Raw genomic sequence first — 1,005 nt, forward strand, 5'->3', positions numbered from 1 at the left:
AGAAGGTCCGTGAGCTGGAGGAGGAACGCGAGATCCTGCGCAAGGCGGCGAAGTATTTCGCCGGGGAGACGCGCTGGTGAACCGCTTCCAGTTCGTTGCCGACCACCACCGCCGCTACGGCGTGAAGCGGCTGTGCACCATCCTGGGCATCGCCCGCTCCAGCTTCTACTACTGGCGTGCGACGGCCGCGGACCGGGCCGCCCGGCAGGCGGCTGATGCCCGCCTCGCCACCCGGATACGAGCCGTGCACCGCGAGTCGGACGGCACCTATGGCGTCCCGAGGATCACCGCCGAACTCCGCGATGAGGGTGAGCGCATCAACCACAAGCGGATTGCGCGGGTGATGCGGAGCATCGGCCTGGCAGGCGTGCGGCTGCGTCGCAGACACCGCACCACGATCCCGGACCCGGCCGCGGCGAAGGCCCCGGACCTGATCGGCCGCGACTTCACGGCAAGCGAGCCGAACACGAAGTACGTCGGTGACATCACCTATCTCCCGATGGAGAGCGGGAAGTTCTTGTATCTGGCCACTGTCATCGACCTCGCCTCACGGCGCCTGGCCGGCTGGGCGATCGCGGACCACATGCGCACCGGCCTCGTCACCGACGCCCTGGCCGCTGCTGAACGGACCCGCGGCAGCCTCGCCGGAGCGGTCCTGCACACCGACCACGGCGCCCAGTACGCCAGCCGGGCCTTCGCCGACGCCTGCCGCCAGGCCGGCGTCCGTCAGTCCATGAGCGCGATCGGCTCCAGCGCGGACAACGCACTCGCCGAGTCCTTCAATGCCACCTTCAAACGCGAGACACTCCAGGGCCGCAAGACCTGGCCCGATGAAAGCGAAGCCCGACTCGACGCGTTCGGCTGGCTCAACCGCTACAACACCCGACGCCGTCACTCCCGCCTCGGACAACGCAGTCCCATCACCTACGAGACGGCACTCGACACAACATCAACTACCCTGCCCCAAGCCGCATAGCCCGTGTCCAAGATTCCGGGTCAAGGCCC

1 pseudogene is annotated in these 1,005 nt (G+C 68.2%); it reads left to right on the forward strand.

What is annotated here, in order from left to right:
* Window positions 1–976, forward strand: a pseudogene (locus tag EHS43_RS45105) (IS3 family transposase); the annotation flags it as partial.
* Window positions 977–1,005: the final 29 nt, after the last annotated feature.

It is taken from the genome of Streptomyces sp. RP5T, assembly GCF_003933965.1.
Taxonomy (GTDB): domain Bacteria; phylum Actinomycetota; class Actinomycetes; order Streptomycetales; family Streptomycetaceae; genus Streptomyces.